This is a genomic window from Amycolatopsis sp. cmx-4-61 (assembly GCF_046548775.1).
Taxonomy (GTDB): Bacteria; Actinomycetota; Actinomycetes; order Mycobacteriales; family Pseudonocardiaceae; genus Amycolatopsis.
In genome coordinates, this window is record NZ_JAEBEI010000009.1 from 278,018 (window position 1) to 296,078 (window position 18,061).

An 18,061-nucleotide genomic window follows, 5' to 3' on the forward strand; every position below is an offset into this window, starting at 1 on the left:
TAGCGGCCGCTGCGGCTCTGGTTCAGGTGTTGTAGCCGATGCCCTTCGGGATCCACATTTCTTGGTCGAGCGATCCGAGATGCAGTCGCGTCACGCCGCCGACCAGATGGCGGGCCTCTGTGGTGGCGACCTCCCACACGGCTTCATCGACACCGTCCGGGCGTGCTGGGTTCCAGGCGGTACTACGCGCTTCGTCCCGGCCGTGTAGTTCCCAGCTTGTTGCAGGCGCAGGGAAGTCTGCGACCGGGATGAGCAGGCGACCGTCCAGATGTTCAATGCCGCGGTCGGTGACTGCGAGGTCGCCGACAAGCCGGCGAAGCGGGCCAGCGATTGGGGCATCATCGGGCAGCGTCGCGTCGAGTGCGCGCTGGACGTTACGTAGCGCGAGGCTCCAGTTAGGACGGTTGTTGGGCTGGTTGTAGCCGTTCTGACGGAGTCTGTCGCGGACTCGGGCCGTAACGTTGACGATGCCGTCGTCCTGGCGCCAATCCTCGGACATCAGGCTGAACGGATGGGCACTTCCAGCGGGGTACGCGGTGATCCTGATGACGTTGTCCGAGACTGGCTGACTGTTGACGAAGGTGGCGCCGTAGCTGAAGTCGAGCCAGATGCCGCGGGGGTCGACGTTGGCTTGTGCCCGGACCGTGCCACGGTCGATCGCGTTAAGCCGGGCCGCTTCGGCAAGGGCGGCCGCCACATTGTCGAAGGTCGCATCGTCCATTGCGGCGACCAGGCCGTGGTGCCAAACGCGTTGCTCTTCTGCCTGCTCGTCGACGTTCTGCTGCAGGGCGTCAATGCGCGCGGCCAGTTCGTCAGTCCGGCGCTGGAGGCTCTCCTCGACCTCAGCGGCCGCTTCGCGGACTGCCCGTCGGTTGGCTCGGATTACGCGGCCGGTGAAGCGGCGTTCCAAGACGAAGAGCGCAGACGCGAGCAGGACGGCGGTACCGGCGTTGGTCAGGATGCTGGGCCAAATCCCCTGCCACTGCCACCAGTCCTGGCCCTTGACCGCAACGGCGAGGATGCCCAAGCCCAGCAACACCGATAAGACCATCCAGCCGATCCCCATCCGGCGTGGTGTCTGGTCGCGTTCATCGCTCACGGATGGTGACGATAGGCGCCGGCTCCGAAACAACCTCGAGGGGCACTGCCCGCCGAAGCATCCCCACCGCTTGCTCCTTTGAAGTAGCACGATGTAGGGTGATACTTCAAAGGAGCAAGGCTGGAAGTGGCCGCGTTCTTCGACGAAAGGGGTCGACATGGTCGCCCAGTCAGCCAGGTTTACGACCGACACGTGCATGGGGAACGTCATCGAGCTGCTGAAGTTCGCGCAGGCGAAGTCCGACCCGGAGAAGCGGGCCGAGATCATCACCAGGGCGCAGCACTTCCTGGCGTGGGGTCTGCGCTCGGCGATGACGGAGTGCCAGGAAGCGGGCGCAGCATGGCGCAGCCTCGGGCCGGCCATCGGCATGCCGCACAACGTGCTCTACCGGCAGTATCGGGCTGGCGGCCCGGTCGTCGCGGCGGAGCCGCGGTACACCCCGGAGCTGCAGGTCGCGCGTGGCTTCCGGACTGTCGGCGATGTCGATGACCGGTGGCGCGTGATCAGCGAGGACGACGCGGCGGATCCGAACTTGAAGTCGGCGACGTTCTTCTTCGACCCGGTCGTCACCGAGGGCCGGCCCCACCCGTTCGCCGGTCAGCAGCTCGAGTTCAAGTACGCGACGTGGCCGGCGGAGGCCGCGGAGGCACTCGGGCGCGGTCGTCCCTACCCCCTCTGGAACCCGGAACTGGGTCGCCGGCCGATCCACATGGCCGAGCCCGTCTTCGACGAGCTGTTCGGGCCGCCCGATGTGTCCAGCCCCGAGCGGGTGCGGTGGGAGCGGGAAGCCGCTCGGCTTGCCCAGCTGCGCAAGGAGGCGGGTCAGCACCTGGGTTCGGAGCACTGAGAGCCTGAGATGCCTGGCGCTGCGGGCTGCATCGCTGAACCGGGCGCCAGGCCCGCCGAAGTATGATCGACAGCAAGCGCACAGAGTCGGAATCGGGACACGAAGCCTTGAGCATCCGGTCGCTCCTCACGCGGCAGCCAGCCGCCGGAACGGGACACGCACTCATCTAGACACGGCGAGTGCGGCGACAAACCGCACACCGCCCGCGGGGGCTTCCGCCCGGCAGCGAACCGTGGCTGGCCGACGAACTGCGGCGGATCGCCGCGAAACTCGCCGCCGACCGCGGCATGGAGGTCGCGATCAGCGGCGCCGCTGCCGGGGCCGACCTGCTCTGGGCTGAAGCCGCCCGCGACGTCGACGTTCCGGTGTGGCTGTACCAGCCCTACCGCGGCCACGACGGCCGTTGGCAGCAGGACTGGCGCGATCGGCTGACCTCCGCCCGCGGCTACGCCGCCCGTGTCGACACGCTCGGCACCGAGCTCAGCGTGCGGGTCCTGCACGCTCGCAACGACTGGATGATCCGCGACTGCGACGCGATCGTCGCCGTCGTCGACCCCGACCGCCGCTCCGGCGGAACCTGGCAGGCCCTGCAGCGGATCCCGGCGACGATGCCGCTCATCCGCGTCGACGTTCGCGGACGCCGCACCACCCTGCGCGAGCCTGCCCCGGCTGCGGCGCGCTGAACCGCCTCACAGCGGCAGAGCCCTCGGTACGGGGCAAGGCAGATTACTGGCGCGGCCGGCTCCATCGACCTTGCCCCGCACCGAGACCGCCCGCTGGCCAACGGCTCGTCAGCGCACCACGAGCCGAAGGACAACCCCGATGCGCGAAGAACTCGACACCGTCCGCCCCGAACTGATACCCGCCACGGCGGGCAAGCAGTGGAGGTACTGGATCGGCCTTGGTTGTCAGGTCATGCGCGAAACGCAGCACCTGACGACTTCCTCCCCGTGCACGCGCCGAGTGGGCGTGGCTGCAGCTCAGTGCAGCAGACCCGCGGGTCCGGGGCAAGCCCACTGTCCACGAGAGACACCGCCGCACTCGTACGCCGGCTTGCCCCGGACCCACGGGGCCCGCTGACGAGGCCGCATCCACCGCCCACCCGGGCGTGGCCACCGAGGAGGACCGTGTTGAAGTACTTCATCTCCACCCATCGCACGCAAGGCCAGCGAGCCAACGATTTCAACAGCATTCCGGACGTCGAACTCGTCGACCTCGCGAGCAAGTCCCACGACGACCCCGACCACCCCATCTGCGGATGCGCACGCAGCTTCGTCGGCTTCGACAGCCGCCTGGCCACGACGACCGCCGAGATCGTCGAATCCGACATGACCACGACGGAGTACGTCGGCCGCTTCCACGCCATGCTCCTCGCCCTCGGCTTCGAGGACAGCCCCGAGCTGCGTGCTGACGCCGCCAACGACGCCACGGAGCTGCTGCGGATCGCGGCGCAGTGGCCTGTCGGCACCGTCGTCGAGCGCCGCGGCGACGAGATCCGCGTGCGCCGGTTCCCCGACGAAGCCTGAGCGGGCCGCACCCCTTACTTCCAATACATCGCTTGAAGGAGTCCTCATGCCCAATTCCACCGAGGCGCGGCGCGCCCGCGGGTTCCTCCAGCACGCCGCCGAACCCGCCACTCCCGTCATCGCGCGCTACATCGCCGACGTCGGGCCCGTCGACGCGGCCCACCACGTTGCCGAACGGACCGCCCCCACCGAGGTCCTGGACGAGTGCCGCCGCGACGTGAGCTGGCGGCTCGTCGACACCAGCCTGCGGACCGCAGCCAGTCTCGGTGGCCGGTTCGTGATCCCCGAGGATGACGATTGGCCAGCGGACGTCTTCGCCGGTTTGAGCACCCTGGCTGCCGACGGCGGCACCCTTGGCGATCCGCCGCTGGGCCTGTGGGTCCAGGGCGACGTACGTCTGGACGAGCTGGCGGCCGCGCCCTCGGTCGGGATCGTGGGCTCCCGGGCCGCCACCGAGTACGGCGAACACCACGCCGCCGAGCTCGCGTACGGGCTGGCCTCCCGGCGCGTGCCGGTGTTCTCCGGTGCCGCCTACGGCATCGACGGCGCAGCGCACCGAGGCGCGCTCTCCGCCGACGGCGTGACCGTCGCCGTGCTTGCCTGCGCGATCGACGCTGGCTACCCGGCGGGGCACGTCGGTCTGCTGGACCGGATTGTCCGCTCCGGCGGCGCGGTCGTCAGCGAGTACCCGCCCGGCACGCCACCGGCGCGCCACCGTTTCCTCGCCCGCAACCGGCTCATCGCCGCCGTTACCGCGGCCACCCTGGTGGTCGAGGCCGGGCGGCGCAGCGGCGCCCGCCACACCGCCCGCCTGGCCAAGAAGCTCGGCCGGCCCGTCCTCGCCGTGCCGGGTCCCGTGTCATCGGCGACATCGGCAGGGTGTCACCAGCTGATCCAGGACGGCACCGCGCGCCTGGTCACCTCCGTCGATGACGTCGTCGCCGTCATCGAGGAAGGCGACGACGCCGACACGGAACCGGACGCGGCCGTCCCTGCAGATGAGGCCCGCCGACGCTAGCGCACGTCCCTGCGGCGGCCCGGACCTGACGCGACCTGCGGACGGCAGGGAGCGCCACAGGCCGCCGCCGGGACTCGCGACGAAGGCGAGGCATTCCAACCGAGTACGGCAGTCGAGTGGTGCAACGTAACCACTGGCACGCGGGAGCGGGACTACTTCTCACGGCAGTGGCAGCGCATGACCGGCGAGGACCCGGCTTGTTCGAGGTCGAGTAGCAGGAGACCCGCCAGCGAGCGCGCAACCTGTCCGCCATCCTCCTTGCTTCTGGCCGGCGCAGCGGCGGAGGGACGCGCCGGTCCCGGGGAGTCCACCCGCCGGACGTCATTCGGCGCCAGCAGATCGGAATCCGGACATGGCCGTCCTCCTCGACACCCTCACCGTCCTGGCCCCACCACTGCTCACGTCGATGCACGGGTGGCCGCGCGTGTGCTTCCTGCCACCAAGTCGGCACCGCGGCAGGTCGCGTGATGGCCACCGTCAAGGCTGGCCGGGACAGCAGGAAATACGCCCGCGACCACGCGCGATGCGCACGCGGTCGCGGTGGAAGCGCTGCGCTGCAACCCGTCACCGTGCTGACCCCGGTGCGGCCGACGGGATGTCCCGTCGGCCGCACCGGGGTGAACGACGGAGTGCAGCACGCCGTCCGGGACATCGGCAAGGGCGCTGCGCGTCGCCTGCGGCGATGACCGCAGGCGGTCACCCATGCCGATGTCCCAGCCGCCCCGCTCGGCCTGCGCTCGTCCACCCAGCGCACCGAGGAAGGGCCGGTCATGCCCGTCACCACCGATTCCGTTCCGGATACCGCAGAGGCGTCCTGGAAACCTCCACGTCCAGCGCAGATTCCCGCCCTGCACGCGCTGCTGCAGGAATGGGTGATCAATCCGTACGCGTTGGCGATCACCTGCGGTTCCCTCGCCGAGGGGCGAGGCACGATCATCCCGGCTGCGGCGACACCGCTGGAGGCCGCGGTCATCCTGCACGCCGAAGAAGCCGGCCGGCTGCGCGACGCGCAGCTGTTCGCGGTCGACGCCGCGATGACCGCGAAAGCCCGCGGCACCGGCGCGCTGCTGCCGGACTGGTCGATCCGGCCCGAAGACCTGCCCTGCGAACAGGGCTTTCTGGTGTTCGAGACCCCGATCGGGCATGCCGAAGACGGCTACGGCACGAACGTGCCGATCGTGGCGTGCTCGTGGGGCCGCTCCGCACACTGCGAACCGAAGACTGGTGCGGTGTGGCTGACCTTCTGGGCGGCGCCGGAGACCGAACAGCTGGTGCAGGAGGCCATCGCCGGCGGGATGTCTCCGGCGCAAGCCCGGCTGCACGTCGAACAGCAGACACCGCCCCTGCTGTGGGACGACTAGGCACTGCTGTGCTGGTCGGCGGGCGAACCGGAGCTCACCACCGTCTCCCGGTACATCCCCTCCGACGAGGTCACGGGCGTCATCGCGCACGGCCGCACGTTGGGCTGGATCCAGACCGTGCTGGCGACGTGGCTGCTCATCCAGCAGCCCGTGCACGTCGAGATCACCGAGCAGCGCGCGCCGCGGCCCGAACGCCGCCGCGCCGCACGCGCGGGACGCACGTTGCCGGCGGTTCGAGTGGTCAGCATCCACCGCCGGACCCGTTCGTCCTCCGCCACATCGACCAGTCCGTCCGGGCGCACGGTCGGCGTCCGGTTCCCGGTCGGGTCGTTTTGGCGTGACCAGGCCTATGGGAAGGGCTGGGCGCTCCGCAAAAGGATCCTGATCGACGAGCACTGGCGCGGCCCGGAGGATGCGCCGGTGCGGCTGCGGCCCCGGGTGACTTTGGTCGACGCGCCCCCAGAGCAAGACCAGTGATCCGTCCGGGACGCGCCTGCGGACTTTCGCCGAGGCGCGTCCCGCGCCGGCCCCGGGTTGTGGGCGGCGCGAACTCTAGGCCGCCCCGGCGATCCCGGCCGGGCGCCGCCAGTCCGCGACCGACCGGCGGGAGACACGCCCCTGCGGGGTCGCGCTGACGCGCGATCTCCCGCCGGTCGGGCGAACGCGCCACCTCGGACCGGTCCACCAGCGCGGCCTGTCTGCGCCGCGCCCCACAACCGCGGGGCGATCCACCGCCACCACCTCCGCCGGCGCCCGCCAAACGCCGGCGACCACCGTGGAAGGACCACGTCCCGATGTCTTCACCGACGTCCGAACAGGCCGCGCGCCGAGCCCTGATCATCACCCACACTCCCGAAGACGGCACCGTGCTCGAAGGCACCACCCGAGCCGACGACCTGTACCACTGGTTGCGCAGCCAGGGCTGGAACTACCGCCGCACCGTCGGCGACTTCCGGCTGCAGGCCAGTCCCAACAAGCCGGCCAAACGGCACGCGATCGACCGGACCGCCGAAGGCCTGCGTACCCGCGGGTTCGACGTCCACATCGAGATTGACGACACCGTCCGGACTTTCGCGGACGCCGAAGCCGACCGGGCCGTCAACGCCGAACTGCGTGCCGAACGACTGGACGGCCGCAGCGGGCGGCTGTCGGCGGCATCCGACGCCCGGGAGCGCGCCGGCCGGGTTGTGGTGGACGGAATCCCTCCCGGACAGCCGTACCTGGTTGACCACCCCGGCTACGCGGCCGACCGCAATCGCCGGGAGCGCGCGTTCAAGAACCTGGAAATGGCGGCCGAGCTCGGCAGTCTCGCCGAGAAGATCGCCGAGCAGGCGAAGACGGCCGGCAACCACATGGCCTACCGCCACAACCCCGAGACCGTCGTCAACCGCATCCGCGAGTTCGAGGCGGAACAGCGTCGCATCGCCCGCGAGGTCGAACGTGGTGACGTGATCGAGCGGCTCTTCGCAGGCGCCGATGAAGCCCGGCACCAGCAGCTGCGCGAGCAGTACGGGGTGAGCCCATTTACCACCGAGCACCGCCAGCAGCTGGCGGTGCGGGCGGAGTGGCTGGAGGAGCAGCTGCGCGGCTGGCAGTCCGTCCGCGAGCAGCAGATCGCCGACGGCAAGGCCACCGACTACACCAAGGACACCTTCGCCAAGGGCGACTTCGTCCAGCGCCGAGGCGACTGGTATCCGGTGCTGAAGGTCAACAAGGTCTCGGTGACCGGCCCCCCCCCGAACGGCGGATGGACCGGCACAGTCCGGTTCGAGCACATCACCGACCACGTCCGCTCCGGCGACGAGCGTTGGGAGAACGCCAAGGCGAAAGCCATCGTGACCGGGACCCGCTACGTCGGCAACTGCGGTCCGCACGCGTCGATCAAGGCCCTGATGGACGAGCAGTAGCCGGGCGGCAAGCGGTCGGTCGGTCACCGATCCGGGCGGGCCGACCGACCCGGTCATGCGGTCGCTCGACACCCGCTGCTCCACCGCCCGGTCACGAACGGAGCCTCTGGAACCCGGGAGTTCGTCACCGGCCACATGGGGCTGAGCACTCTGGACCGAACGCGGCTGAGCGTCAACCGCCGCACGAAAGCTTTTCTCCCACGCTCACGCCTTCGGCCCGAGCAGAAAACCTTGCGTGCTCTGCGCGGTTGACACCCTTCCTCGCCCGGTCCCTGGTCGAGCGCGCCCCACGGGGCCTGACAAACACCCAGCTCGGCAGCGGCGATCCGCTGCGACCAAGACCAAGGAGCACCTCATGGCAGGCGACACGGTCATTACCGTCATCGGAAATCTCACCTCCGACCCGGAGCTTCGCTTCACCCCCGCCGGTGCGGCGGTCGCGAACTTCACCGTCGCGTCCACGCCCCGCACGCTGGACAAGCAGTCCGGCGAGTGGAAGGACGGCGAGGCCCTGTTCCTGCGCTGCAGCATCTGGCGGCAGGCGGCGGAGAACGTCGCCGAGACGCTGACCCGCGGCGCCCGCGTGATCGTGCAGGGCCGGCTCAAGCAGCGCTCGTACGACACCAAGGAAGGCGAGAAGCGCACCGTCATCGAGCTCGAGGTCGAAGAGATCGGCCCCTCGCTGCGATTCGCCACCGCGAAGGTCAACAAGGTCAGCCGCAGCAGCGGCGGCGGTGCTCCCTCGGGCGGCACCTCGTCCGAGGACCCGTGGGGTTCCGCGCCCCCGGCGGGCAGCGGCGGCGGCTTCTCCGACGAGCCCCCGTTCTGAGCAACACCCGGCGCCCCGTGCCCGGCCGGCCAGTCCGGCGGGCGCGGGGCGCTGTCGTGTGTTCCGCCCTCACCACCGACCAGTTGTCGAAGGAGTGCTTCCGACGTGCCCGAAAACATGCAGTCGCAAGAGAAAAGCCCGCACCTGGACACCATTTCCGGCAGGCTCGCCTACCTCGACGCCATCGCCGACCGGCTCGCCGCAGAACTGACCGAGGTCGGATTCGTCGACCACCCGCGCACCGACGCAGCCGAGCTACGCGAACTTCGCCACACTGCCACGAACACCAACATCGTCTACAGCTTGTCCGCCGTCCGCCTCATCTACTTCGAGCGCCCTGACGCCGAAGTCGGCCCCCGGACCGTCTACAGGGAACTCCGCCTCGGCTACAACCCCTACGACCGACCCGTTGAGGACAGCGACATCGACGGCATCGTCCTGATCGCTCGCCTGGTCGCCGCAGAGCTGTCTCTGCTCGACGCGCAGCTGCCCGGGCAGACCGTCGCATGAACGACATTGTCGCGGAGATCCGGGCGAAGATGGCCAGCCGCAAGCAGCTCGACGACCAGCTGACCGCCCTGCTCGGTGCGCGCGGCTTCATCCGCACGCACCACGAGCCCACCGGCGGCATCAGGTTCAGCCACCCGGAGACGTACACCGTCGTCGAGCTCAGCCCGCCGTTCGGCATCTACCTCTCGTTTTTCGCCCCCACCGGCCGAGGCGACGACCAGCGCCTGGTGTATCTCGGCGAGATCCACGAGGCCCCGCGCGACAACGAGGGCGACACGATCGCCTACCTCGCGACCACGCTTCACCTGGCCGCCGACCTGCGCAACGTCCTCGGCATCTCCGAGCCGGACTAACTCCCCCTTGGCCAGCACTCCGGTTCCGCGCGCCCTGCGCCGCGGGACCGGGGTGCGCCCACCCGGCCAGCTCGGCCGTCACAGGGCTCCGCCGCGTCGTCCGCGCTCACCACCGACCAACCCACCCAAAGGAGTGCCTTGTCGTGCCCGAAAACCAGCAGCCGCAGGAGAAACGCCCGCTCTGCCCTTCCTGCAGCAAGGAGTGGACGGCGTGGCTGGGCTACAAGATCGTCCCGTCAATCAGCCTGGTCCAGATCGGCAAACCGACCGTAGCCCGGATCCGGGAAGCGCAGGAAGCACGCTTCAGGGAATGGCGCGACACCATCGCCTTTCAGCAGGGCTTGATTGAACAGATCTGCGCTGACCAGCAGCACGACCTCGGCGACGACCCGAGTTGACCGGCGCAGCGTTGCCAAACCCGAACGCAGTTCGAGAACCCTGGAACGGAGAACACCGTGCCGATCTACCTTCCCGCCCCGGAGGACCGGACGGCGGCGGATGGAACCGCCTGTCCATCGGCCCGATCTCGCTGTCCGACGAATGCGCTCTGTGCCCCACCGGCTGCCCGCCCGACCCTGTTCGAGTCGTTCGACACCCGACGCGCCCGGTGGGGCGACTTCGGCCGTCGTCACGCAGGCGGGGACTGCGACGGCTGACCTGTGTTCGCCGCGGCTCGCACTCTACGCCGCACGCTCGACGCGGCCGCTGACCTGGTGCGAGTCCGCGACATCCCGGTCAACTTGCCGACCGCCCTGATTGCGGAGTCGGTGCAGGTGCCCTACGTGACGGACGACCCCGGACGCGGCTGGGAGGCTGGTGCGGAACAGTGGTCGTGGCACGACCTGCGTACCGTGCCCGGCTGGGCGCTGGGCGCCGTCATCGCGACGAGCACGGCGAAGGGTTGTGGCTGCATCGCGTCCGCCCGGCAACTCGCGCGTCCTGCCCCGGCGACAAGGCGCGCCGGGCGGACTGCTTGGCCGAACGGTTCTCGCCGGCGACCTGCTAGGCCAGCCAAGACCAGGTCCAGCCGGTCGACCCGGGGTCTTGGTCTCCAGGACCGGTACGTGAGAAACCCGCGGCCGTCAGCGAGACGCCATTGCCGCGTCGGGTTGTCCGGGTGGCCGGCCGACCCGTTTCGGGGAGGAGCTGCACACCGCCGATCACCTCGGCGAGTTCAGGCAAGACCTCGGCCAGAAGATCACGATGCCTGAGCGCGGACCACCGCGTCCCTCACGATGCGATAGACACGGATCTAGGCCAGGCCCAGTTCCATCGCCAGTTCGTTCCACGACTGCGCGCCATCCGGCTCCCTGCCGGTACGCAGCCGCTCCTCCGCCTGTTGCAGCATGCGACGGTGCGCGACCGGATCGGCCTGAGTCCGCCGGGGTGCTCGAACGCTAATGGCAAGCGTCTCCTACACGTTGTCCAAGTTCAGCGTCTCGCAGCACCCGGCGAGTCGAGCTCACCGGCGCCCCGCGAAGGTTGCGCTGCTGCTTCGGTCAACGCCACACCACAAACCCGCGCAGCCGGCTCGATCGACGCTAGGGACGGCGGCGAACCGCGAGTCCGCTCCATCCGACCAATTGAAACCATATGATTTGAATCTTTCTGGTTTGCCCAGGTCGCCAGCCGTCTCTGGGTCTCGGCTGATGACGATGGCGGCGCTCGGCCGGCATGCCTTCCGAGAGCCTCGGTCAGGCGGACCGCCACCGGCCCCACGGCACCGTGGTGGCGGTGATTATACGTACCAGGTTCATTTCTGAACCCGCTGGTTTCAGTGCGCGAATCTGGTTCCTCGGTGCCATTCGCGCCGCGCGGGTTCCTGTGCCCGGAGCCGCGAATTTCGTGAGCGGCCCTGCGTGCGGGACGACGCACTCTAGCGGGAACGGCCTGCCGAGGCGAGGGTTGCGGACCCGGCCCAGCACGGGTGAACCAGATCGCGAAGAACCCCTGTAAGTAAAGAAGAATCCCTGGCTGGTTCACGCCGGCATGGGCGAGGCCGCAACCCTCGCCTCGGCCATCGGCCGCTCCCGCCGAATCGAGTGCGTCCCGCACGCGGGGCGGCGCTCACACGAATTCGTCGTCAGAAAACGGCGAATTCGGTCAACGCGCCGGAGTTCGTCGAATTCCGTCCGCACAAACCAGGGAGAACAACAGTGACCACGACCGAAATTGCCGTCGAGGACACCCAGACCGTGCCCGTCGACGTCGTGCCCGAGCAGGTGACCAGCGAGACCGCCACCGCCACCGCTGGGGAGCAGACCCCCGCCGTCGAACTGCGCTACGTCGACCCGCGGCAGCTGATCATCGGGGTGAACATCCGCACGATGCCCGACCTGCCGAAGTGGTTCGTCGACGACATCGAGGACCGCGGCGTCCGCGAGCCCATCTCCGTACGCGAAGAAGCACCCGGCCGGCTGGTCGTGCGCAAGGGCCAGCGGCGCACACTGGCCTCGGTCGAAGTGTGGAACAGGGCCCTGGCCAAGGACACCGAGCCCAAGCACAAGCTGGTCCCGGTGCTGGTCGAACCGGAGCTGATCACCGACGAGGTGCAGCGCGAGATCGACCGGATCATCGACCAGCTCGGCGAGAACAAGCACCGCGAAGGGAACACCGACGCCGACGAGGTGCGCGCCACCCAGGAACTGCTCGACCTCGGCCTGTCGGCGGGGCAGATCGCCCAGAGGCGACACATCGGCACCAAGCGGGTCAAGACCGCGGTCGCCGTGGCCCGCAGCGCCGTCGCCGTGGACCTGCTGGCCACCGGCCAGATCGAGAACCTGGTTCACGCTGCGGTGATCGCCGAGTTCGAGGGCAACGATGCGGCGGTCAAGGAGCTGAAGGCGGCGGCGACCAAGCGGCCCGAGCAATTCGACCACGTCGCCCAGCAGTGGCGCGACAAGCTCGAGGAAGACCGAATCCGAGCGGAGCTCGCGGACCAGATCAAAGCACAGGGCGTGGCTGTGATCGAGCGGCCGGACTCGTTGCACGAGGGCCCGATCCGCAAGCTGGACTCGCTGCGCCCGAACGCCGAGGCTGCCGACGGGACGGAGCTGACCGTCGAAGCCCACCAGGGCTGCCCCGGCCACGCCGCGTTCGTCGGCAGTCGCGGCAGCTGGCGCCCGGTCGCCGAGCGGTTCGGCATCTTCTACGTCTGCACTGATTACAAGGCCAACGGCCACACCTCGCGCTACAGCTACAGCAGCTCCACGGGTGCCAAGCCTGGCCCGATGACCCCCGAGCAGAAAGCAGAGCGCAGGGAGGTCGTCTCGAACAACAAGAAGTGGCGCTCGGCGGAGAGCGTCCGCCGCAGGTGGCTCAAGGAGAAGCTCTTCGGCCGCAAGGGCGCGCCGAAGGACGGGATCCGGTGGGTCGCGCAGATGCTGGCCGAGGGCAGCCACCCCGTGCGCAAGGCGATGGAGAGCGACCACGCGCTGGCCATCGAGTTGCTCGGCATGCCCAAGCAGGAGGTTGCCTCCTACCACCGGCGGGACAAGCACGTCATCGCGGCCGCGGCCGAGAACGCGAGCCCGGCCCGCGCCACCACCCTGACGGTGGCGCTGCTGGTCGCCGCGCTGGAGAAGAGCACGGGCACGCACACCTGGCGCAGCCCGACGCCGGAGGCGCAGGCCTACTTCACCCAGCTGAAGAACTGGAACTACCCCCTCTCCGACGTTGAGCAGCTGGTGCTCCAGCCCGCCGAGAAGGACACGGCGATCGAGGCCGACGACGATACCGACCTGGACGACACCGAAGACGGCGACCTCGAGGACGACGTCGAGCTGGACGCCGAGGACCACCAGGACGAGGAAGTCGATTCCCCGTCGGAGGCCGAGCACGGCGACGCGGCTGTCGAGGCGGAGCTGGAGGCCGTCGACGAGGTCAGCGCCGACCTGGCGGCCTGACCCGGCTCCCTGGTGGGGCTGCCCATACCGCAGCCCCACCAGGCATTTCTTCGCGTTCTGTCCACTTTTTGGCGAAAAGTGCCGGTGAACCTCCGTCGCCGGGATATCGGCGCCCGTACTGCGCGGCACCGAACTGACGCACGAGATCAGCACACCGGGCGGGGGCGAGCGTCCAAGTCCTCCGGCCCGGCCGGTCGAGATGAACCGCGCCGTCCTGTCGCGGTGTTCGCCGGCGGCCGGGTGCAGCGCGGTCCACGTCGACCGGTCGAGCCTGCGGACTTGGCCGTCCGCGCGAGCGCGGACCCCCCCTCGGCGCGCTGAGGCCAGGGCCCGTCAGCTCACCACCACCGCAGAAAGGGACCGACATGGCCCGCCACAGCCAGACCACCGCGACCGCCCGGCCGAAGCTCCTGCGCCTCCTCGACACCGTCGTGCAGTGGCGCTTCCGCAACACCGACGTCTTCAGCTGCGCGGACTGCCCGGTCACCTACGACGTCCCCGAAGGCGCCACCGCCGCCGAGCTCCGCCGGGTCCGCACGGTGGCCACCGACCACTCCCGCCACGGCGTCTACGCCGACCGCAACGGCAAGCCCTACGGCCTGGCCGTCTACGGCGGCTGACCAGCCGCCCGATGGGCCGCCGCAGCGCGGCCCATCGCCGTCGCGCCGAACGTTCTCGCCTCGACAGGAGCATCCCCGTGCCCGCACATCGTGACCCCGCCATGCCGATCGCTCTCGGCCAACACTGGACCTTCCACCCCCGACGTCCCGCCCCAGACCTCCCCGTCCTGCTGCAGGTCGAACAGGACCGCATCACCACGCTCCCGCATCACCGGACCGACACGATCGGCCTGGGCGTGCAGTGCAAACCACTCGACAAGCACGTCGCCATCGACCTCGCCGAGCACCTGCTCGCTCTGCCCGGCGTCGAAATCCCCGATGCGACCCGACCGTCGGACCGGCGCATCGACATCCCGGTCGCCGACCCGAGCCTCGTCCTCGACACCGAAGTCGTCTGGACCGTCACCGCTGAGCTGTCGGTGCACCACGCCAACTACGACGAGAGCTACCTCGCCCTGGCGACCTCGACGCACCTTGCCGGCCGCACGGAGGTCGAGCTGACCCGCGTCGATGCCGCTCAGCTGATCGTCGCGCTGGCGTCCTTGCTGAGCTTGCAATCCGAGCTCACCGAGGCATTCACCCTCATCGCTGCGGCCCACCGGCGCAGCTTGCGGCGTCAGCTCGCCGGCCGGGCCCTCCCGCGCTGACCATCGTCGTCGGGTCGCCCGCCTCCGAGCGCGGGCGACCTGCGCCGCCAGGGCCGGGCACGGGGCAAACCCGCGTTCGCCCCGCAACGGTGAATGAGCCGCGCCGCCGCTGTTGCCGAGGGCAACCTGCACTTCGGTACGTATCTTCGCCAATTCCGCCCATTCCCGATAGGACGACCTGACGATGACCACGTTCACACCCATTCCCCACGACCTGTACCGCCATGCCGAGCCGGAGGCGGGGGAGGTGCTGCCCGCGCTGACCGGTCGGCTCAAGCGGCATCGCCCGGTCGAGGAATTCGAGCCGAACTGGGCGCACGTCCTCTCCGGCACCGCCTCGGTTGTCGCGGTGGTGGCCGCACTGTGCTGCGGCCACCTCGACGTACCGGAGCGTGTGTGGCCCGCGGTACTCCGGCTGTATTGCCCGACCGCGTGGCGACTGCTGTCCAAGGCGGGCATCTCGTTCGAGCAGTGGAACCTCGGCCAGTGCGATGCGGTGCTGTGCGCCACGGTCGCGGCAACGGCCAACACCGAACTCCACGGCTACGCCGTGTTCGCCGTAATGGACGTGCCCGCCGCTGTCGCCGAGATCGTCGCCACCCTCGGCAGCGTCCCCACCTTTACCTGACCGATTCCGACGCACCTGTCATGCCGACGTCCCGACCGGCGTCCATGACCGCCGTTGCCTTCACTGGCCTGGTCGTGACCGCCGGTGTGGTCGTGGCCACGACCATGACCAAGCCGCTGCGCATGCTCCTGATCCCCCGGGTGCTGCTGGCGCTGGTCGCTACCCGGTGCGGCTACGCCGCGCCGGGCGCCCGGCCCCTGTGATCCCCAAGCATCGGGGCGGCCCTGCCGTGCCGGTCGGCCCGTACCCCGGCGGTGCGGGGAGCCACCGGAAGGGACGAAACAACTGAGCTGTGCTGCCGGTCGGCCAACGGCTTCCTACACCCTGCGCGCCTGCTGCCTTCAGGCATCGACAGTACGACGGGCGCCCACCGGCACAGCCCACGCCACCTCTCCGGGATTGCTGCGCCTGGCGTAGCCGGCCCGCCGAGCTGCGCCGCGATCCAGGGCTTTGCGCTGCGAGGAGGCCGCGGACCGCGACCGGTCACTGTGCGCCCTGATCTTCACCTCGTCGGCGGCGGCAACGGGTCTTCCGTCCCGGTGCCCGCCACGAGGACGAGCAGATGCCAGCAGACCAGTCCGCTCTGCTCCAAGGGCGCCTTCGGCGTCGCACGCGATGGGCCTTCGGCCCACCCTTTCCGCGCCGCGGCCAGCCCCGCTCGCACAGCGCCCGTCCCCGCAACACCACCCGGAACGGAAAGGACCCGCCAGATGCGTCAGCACCTCACCACGATGATCACGCGCGCCCGCGCCCTGGAGATCGACGACGTCAACCACCACATCATCGCGTGCGGCTACCTGGTCACGGGCATGGCGTTCGACGGCCACTCCACCTTCGTCATGACCGCCGTGTACGTGTGGGCCGGCCTGGTACACACCAACACCTTGCGCGCGACGCACTTGTCCGCGTTCGTTCCGCACCGCCGCGCTACGGCCGGCGCGGCAGCGCAGCCCGTCACCGCCTGACCGAACGGCCTGGTGGCCGACGGACCTCTCCGTCGGCCACCGGGTCGCTCGACCACTTCAGGCACCCCCGCCCAACCGCACGCGATCCCTCATACCCGAGCCCAGGGAGGCCCGTCGATGTCCGCCCAGAACGCTTCTCCGTCCACTGACCTCACCGAGGAACAGCACACCGCCGTGGTGCAGCTGCTCGTCGACGAGCTCGGCGCGGTGGTTCTCAACACCGGCGACCGTCACTGATCACGACCACGGGCAGGGCCGCGTCACGCGGCCCTGCGCCGGACTCCGTCTTCCCGGCCCGTCCGGTTCGTCCCGGGTGGACGGCCCCAAGACCAGCACGCCGGCCGGCAGGTTGACGCCGAAGGCGCCCGCCCACACCGAACGGGTGGGACCGGCCTCGCTGCGCTCGGTCGCTACGCGATCCCACCCCGTTCGGCGGAGCCGCCACCCCGGTGTCCACGAGCAACCTCCGGCCGGCGTGCTCCTGGCCAGGGCCGTCCCACCCATCGCCGAACCCGACGGAGGTTCCCTTGCAGTACGACGAGGCCCTGACCCACGTCCGCGATCACCTCACCCATCCGCAGGTACATCGCCTGCGGCACGCCATCTCGCTGCGGTACGGCATCCTGGGTGACCTGCGCGCCGCGCTGGTCACCGTCGGCGCCGACATCGAGATCACCGGCCAGATCGACGGCATGCGCTACGCCACCGGCCTGACCGGGACCGTGCAGGCGATCTACGACGACAAGTACGCCGACCTTCTGCTGGACCCGCGCTCGACCGAAGTCCTGGCCACCGGCAAGGGCACATCCAGCCATCCTGGGGCGGCCGACGTCGAGCGCTACCAGCTCAGCGGCATGCCGTTGGGCGCCTTCACCGCCACCGGCGTAGACGAAGCGTTCGCCGACCTCATCGGCTCCCTGCTGACCCGGGCGACCGAGCAGCAACTGACCGAACTGAGCACCGCCCGCGCGCGGCGCACCGACCAGCTCGCCGCCGAACTCAAGCCCGGCGACTCGGTGATGCTGGCCGACATGCAGCGGAAGTACCTCGCCGGGCTGACCGGCACGGTGCAGGCCGTCGACCCCGCGACGAAGCAGTTCAGCCTGCTGCTCGACGAGGCCTCGACCGACCGGCTGCGCTACCACGGCCGCAACAACAAGATCGAGGTCCCGCACGAGACCAAGGAGTTCCTGCTCCCGCTGCGGATCGCGTTCGCCTGCGCGCTCATCACGAACACGCGCTGACCACCCGCTCGGGCGGGCGGCGCACCCGCCCTGCCCGAGCGGCCCTTCCCTTGCCAGCTCAGGAGAATCCCATGCCCACCGTCGGGCGTCCCGCCCACGAACCAGCGCCCACCTGCACCGGCATCGACCGCCGGCGCCGGATGTCCCCGCGGCTGCGTCACCGCAGCCGCCTCAACCGCCGACGACCGCGCCGCCGACCTGACCAGCGCAAACCTTCTGCGCGCTGACCCCTGCCCCGCCTACTCTCGATCCCGAAGGGGGATGTCGACCATGACCACATCGACCAGGAGACGCACCACCCGTCCACGCACCGGATCCGCCCGGACCCGCCTCGACGCCGCACTGGCCGCGGCGCGGCGCGGCTGGCCGGTGTTCCCGGTCTTCCCATACTCGAAGTACCCAACCGTCGACGACTGGGAGAACCGCGCCACCTGCGACGAGAACCAACTCGCCGACTGGTGGAAGACCGCCGCCTACAACCTGTTGACCGGACTAAGGAGCGACACTCCGAAGTGGACGCTGAGTTGGATGCCATCGACATGTAGGACTTCGGCAACGTCCAGTTTGGGAGGTTGCGTGGGAGTCCTCAGCGGAGCTGACAG

At 69.8% G+C, this 18,061-nt stretch carries 21 protein-coding genes; 19 read left to right on the top strand and 2 right to left on the bottom strand.

The genetic code is table 11. From position 1 onward, the window contains the following. Positions 1–22: 22 nt before the first annotated feature. Positions 23–1,099: a hypothetical protein gene (locus ACLJOU_RS26090; protein WP_410570727.1), complete on the bottom strand. Its 1,077-nt coding sequence runs from the start codon at positions 1,097–1,099 to the stop codon at positions 23–25. Positions 1,100–1,295: 196 nt separating this feature from the next. On the opposite strand from ACLJOU_RS26090, the gene ACLJOU_RS26095 reads away from it, so the two are divergent. From ACLJOU_RS26095 to ACLJOU_RS26145, 11 genes are all read left to right on the top strand, one after another. Then, positions 1,296–1,946 carry a hypothetical protein gene (locus ACLJOU_RS26095; RefSeq protein WP_410570729.1) on the top strand — a complete coding sequence of 217 codons (651 nt, stop codon included), beginning with the start codon at positions 1,296–1,298 and terminating at the stop codon, positions 1,944–1,946. A 179-nt stretch (positions 1,947–2,125) separates the two neighbouring features. Continuing rightward, positions 2,126–2,629 (top strand): DUF1273 domain-containing protein, encoded by a 504-nt coding sequence (locus ACLJOU_RS26100; protein WP_410570731.1) that lies wholly within the window; start codon positions 2,126–2,128, stop codon positions 2,627–2,629. A 444-nt stretch (positions 2,630–3,073) separates the two neighbouring features. After that, the gene (locus ACLJOU_RS26105; protein ID WP_410570732.1) at positions 3,074–3,472 is read left to right on the top strand and encodes a hypothetical protein; all 399 of its coding nucleotides are present in this window, start codon (positions 3,074–3,076) and stop codon (positions 3,470–3,472) included. A gap of 46 nt (positions 3,473–3,518) precedes the next feature. Continuing rightward, complete coding sequence (dprA, locus tag ACLJOU_RS26110) at positions 3,519–4,490, top strand: DNA-processing protein DprA (RefSeq protein ID WP_410570734.1); 972 nt, start codon at positions 3,519–3,521, stop codon at positions 4,488–4,490. Between the two features lie 770 nt (positions 4,491–5,260). Further along, on the top strand, positions 5,261–5,851 hold the full coding sequence (locus ACLJOU_RS26115) for a hypothetical protein (protein ID WP_410570735.1): 591 nt from the start codon (positions 5,261–5,263) through the stop codon (positions 5,849–5,851). Positions 5,852–5,950: 99 nt separating this feature from the next. Then, the gene (locus ACLJOU_RS26120; protein WP_410570737.1) at positions 5,951–6,328 is read left to right on the top strand and encodes a hypothetical protein; all 378 of its coding nucleotides are present in this window, start codon (positions 5,951–5,953) and stop codon (positions 6,326–6,328) included. Positions 6,329–6,645: 317 nt separating this feature from the next. Further along, positions 6,646–7,758: a DUF3560 domain-containing protein gene (locus tag ACLJOU_RS26125; RefSeq protein WP_410570739.1), complete on the top strand. Its 1,113-nt coding sequence runs from the start codon at positions 6,646–6,648 to the stop codon at positions 7,756–7,758. Positions 7,759–8,113: 355 nt separating this feature from the next. Continuing rightward, positions 8,114–8,587: a single-stranded DNA-binding protein gene (locus ACLJOU_RS26130; protein ID WP_410570740.1), complete on the top strand. Its 474-nt coding sequence runs from the start codon at positions 8,114–8,116 to the stop codon at positions 8,585–8,587. Positions 8,588–8,692: 105 nt separating this feature from the next. After that, a complete protein-coding gene (locus tag ACLJOU_RS26135; RefSeq protein WP_410570741.1) occupies positions 8,693–9,097 on the top strand; it encodes a hypothetical protein in 405 nt (134 codons plus the stop codon). Beyond that, positions 9,094–9,450, top strand: coding sequence for a hypothetical protein (locus ACLJOU_RS26140; RefSeq protein ID WP_410570742.1), 357 nt, complete (start codon positions 9,094–9,096; stop codon positions 9,448–9,450). The genes ACLJOU_RS26135 and ACLJOU_RS26140 overlap by 4 nt, the downstream gene beginning before the upstream one ends. Before the next feature lie 143 nt (positions 9,451–9,593). Further along, positions 9,594–9,848 (top strand): hypothetical protein, encoded by a 255-nt coding sequence (locus tag ACLJOU_RS26145; RefSeq protein WP_410570743.1) that lies wholly within the window; start codon positions 9,594–9,596, stop codon positions 9,846–9,848. Between the two features lie 854 nt (positions 9,849–10,702). Here the strand turns inward: ACLJOU_RS26145 and ACLJOU_RS26150 are convergent. Then, complete coding sequence (locus ACLJOU_RS26150; RefSeq protein WP_410570762.1) at positions 10,703–10,852, bottom strand: DUF6247 family protein; 150 nt, start codon at positions 10,850–10,852, stop codon at positions 10,703–10,705. A 754-nt stretch (positions 10,853–11,606) separates the two neighbouring features. Between ACLJOU_RS26150 and ACLJOU_RS26155 the strand changes: the two genes are divergently transcribed. The 8 genes from ACLJOU_RS26155 to ACLJOU_RS26190 all read left to right on the top strand — a co-directional run. Beyond that, positions 11,607–13,355: a hypothetical protein gene (locus ACLJOU_RS26155; RefSeq protein WP_410570744.1), complete on the top strand. Its 1,749-nt coding sequence runs from the start codon at positions 11,607–11,609 to the stop codon at positions 13,353–13,355. 365 nt (positions 13,356–13,720) lie between these two features. After that, entirely contained in the window at positions 13,721–13,975 is a 255-nt protein-coding gene (locus ACLJOU_RS26160; protein WP_410570746.1) for a hypothetical protein, read from the top strand. A gap of 77 nt (positions 13,976–14,052) precedes the next feature. Next, positions 14,053–14,622, top strand: a complete 570-nt coding sequence (locus tag ACLJOU_RS26165) for a hypothetical protein (RefSeq protein ID WP_410570747.1) — start codon at positions 14,053–14,055, stop codon at positions 14,620–14,622. Positions 14,623–14,806: 184 nt separating this feature from the next. Beyond that, on the top strand, positions 14,807–15,250 hold the full coding sequence (locus ACLJOU_RS26170) for a hypothetical protein (RefSeq protein WP_410570749.1): 444 nt from the start codon (positions 14,807–14,809) through the stop codon (positions 15,248–15,250). 20 nt (positions 15,251–15,270) lie between these two features. Continuing rightward, positions 15,271–15,453: a hypothetical protein gene (locus ACLJOU_RS26175; protein ID WP_410570751.1), complete on the top strand. Its 183-nt coding sequence runs from the start codon at positions 15,271–15,273 to the stop codon at positions 15,451–15,453. 507 nt (positions 15,454–15,960) lie between these two features. Next, positions 15,961–16,215, top strand: a complete 255-nt coding sequence (locus ACLJOU_RS26180) for a hypothetical protein (RefSeq protein WP_410570752.1) — start codon at positions 15,961–15,963, stop codon at positions 16,213–16,215. A 527-nt stretch (positions 16,216–16,742) separates the two neighbouring features. Further along, complete coding sequence (locus ACLJOU_RS26185; protein ID WP_410570753.1) at positions 16,743–17,459, top strand: hypothetical protein; 717 nt, start codon at positions 16,743–16,745, stop codon at positions 17,457–17,459. Positions 17,460–17,729: 270 nt separating this feature from the next. Next, positions 17,730–18,061 (top strand): bifunctional DNA primase/polymerase (locus ACLJOU_RS26190; RefSeq protein WP_410570755.1); only part of this gene is annotated, 332 nt, incomplete at its 3' end.